At 45.5% G+C, this 1373-nt stretch carries 2 protein-coding genes, 1 tRNA gene and 1 pseudogene; all 4 read right to left on the bottom strand.

The features are described from left to right. Positions 1-107 precede the first annotated feature (107 nt). Positions 108-641, bottom strand: coding sequence for a transcription termination/antitermination protein NusG (nusG, locus tag A3735_RS00485; RefSeq protein ID WP_068507438.1), 534 nt, complete (start codon positions 639-641; stop codon positions 108-110). Between the two features lie 13 nt (positions 642-654). Beyond that, complete coding sequence (gene secE, locus A3735_RS00480; RefSeq protein ID WP_068507441.1) at positions 655-1023, bottom strand: preprotein translocase subunit SecE; 369 nt, start codon at positions 1021-1023, stop codon at positions 655-657. A gap of 53 nt (positions 1024-1076) precedes the next feature. Continuing rightward, positions 1077-1152 (bottom strand) — tRNA-Trp (locus tag A3735_RS00475). Positions 1153-1199: 47 nt separating this feature from the next. Further along, a pseudogene (tuf, locus tag A3735_RS28615) lies at positions 1200-1373 on the bottom strand (elongation factor Tu); the annotation flags it as partial.

The raw sequence follows: 1373 nt of genomic DNA, 5'->3' as shown, positions 1-1373 counted from the left end.
TTTGCCATTTTTTACTCCTTCGGGTTCAAACGCTTCAATAGCTCCCCGTATAGACAGAAAAAGCCCACTTTGCAGTTCGCAAAGTGAGCAGATAAAATCTTACTTGCTTAGTCTTTTTCTACTTGCCCAAACTCTAGTTCGACAGGGGTAGAGCGACCAAAAATCAGAACCGCTACTTTAACGCGGCTCTTCTCGTAATCTACTTCCTCAACAACACCATTAAAGTCTGCAAACGGCCCATCGATAACCCGAACCACTTCACCAGCTTCAAACAAGGTCTTAGGACGAGGTTTCTCTGCACCCGTCTCTATCTTCTGAAGAATCGTATCAGCTTCACGATCAGTAATTGGCACAGGTCTTTCAGCAGTACCACCAATAAAGCCTAACACTCTTGGAGTGGACTTAACCAAATGCCAAGCATCGTCGTCCATTTCCATTTGCACAAGAACGTAGCCTGGATAAAACTTACGCTCACTCTTGCGCTTTTTACCTTCGCGCATTTCTACCACTTCCTCTGTAGGAACCAGTATTTCACCAAATTTTGCTTCCAAGCCTTTCAAAGCAACCTGCTCTTGCAACGAGCGCATTACCTGCTTTTCGTAACCTGAATAGGCATGAACTACATACCAAGCTTTGGACATCGTGATTCTCCTACTACCCTATAATACTGGAAACAATCCAGCCGATCAGGGAGTCGACACCCCATAAAATAAGCGCAACCACTAACACAAAAACAACAACTATCATTGTCGTCTGGGTCAACTCTTGCTTAGTAGGCCATACAACCTTACGAATCTCTAAACGAGCTTCAGAGACCAACTTCGCAAAGGCCTGCCCTTTTGTCGTTTGAACGGCAACCCATCCAGCAACAAATGCCAAAACAAGTAGCGCAAGCACTCTGTACAACAGAGATTCTGCTTCAAAATAGTAGTTACCCACCACGCCCGCTGACACCAAACAAAGCACCAACAACCACTTCAGCGTATCTAGCGCACTACCTTCTTTCTCTACCTTTGCATTCATAATCGACGCACTAATAAGTATTCTGTTCCACTACCATTTATTACTAGAATAAATGGCAGGCCAGGAGGGAATCGAACCCCCAACCTGCGGTTTTGGAGACCGCTGCTCTGCCAATTGAGCTACTGGCCTATACAAAAGAAGGCAGCATCAAGCTGCCTTCCAAACATAGACTAAGATTATTCAACAATCTTAGCTACAACACCCGCACCTACAGTACGACCACCTTCACGAATCGCGAAGCGTAGACCTTCTTCCATCGCGATTGGCGCGATCAAAGTAGCTGTTAACTGTACGTTATCACCAGGCATTACCATTTCAACACCTTCAGGCAACTCACAAGCACCTGTCAC

The organism is Oleiphilus sp. HI0061 (assembly GCF_001635675.1).
The sequence above is the reverse complement of the archived record's forward strand: the minus strand, read 5'-3'. Positions and strand labels throughout refer to the sequence as shown.